We start from the raw sequence: 348 nt of genomic DNA, 5'->3' as shown, positions 1-348 counted from the left end.
ATATTTTTTTATAATACGTGTACAAAATGAGAGTTGCAGGTTCAATCTGGAAACAACTATTGTGTACAAAAATCAAGAATAGCCACGCTGATCTGTAATGGCCATTCTTGGTTTTGTGTACATCTCTATTTTGTCGCACTCGTAATGATGTATTTATTTTCTTCATCTTGATTAGGAATATTCGCAAAAGAGCCTAAATTCGCCTCGTCAATGCTCCATATTTGCTTTTGCTCATCGTATAAAGCTTTCAAGGATAGCGAATAGACATACTCTTTCTCTCTAAGATACTTAGTTTCGAGTCTACTCAATCGAATTATTCCGTCCAGCTGCATGACCGGATTTCCCTCT

At 36.5% G+C, this 348-nt stretch carries 1 protein-coding gene; it reads right to left on the bottom strand.

The annotated features are described in order from the left end of the window. Positions 1-125: 125 nt before the first annotated feature. Positions 126-348, bottom strand: a 223-nt coding sequence (locus ACNPNW_RS06450) for a hypothetical protein (RefSeq protein ID WP_448766772.1), incomplete at its 5' end; no start/stop codon positions are given.

This window comes from Acinetobacter endophylla, assembly GCF_053543775.1.
The sequence above is the reverse complement of the archived record's forward strand: the minus strand, read 5'-3'. Positions and strand labels throughout refer to the sequence as shown.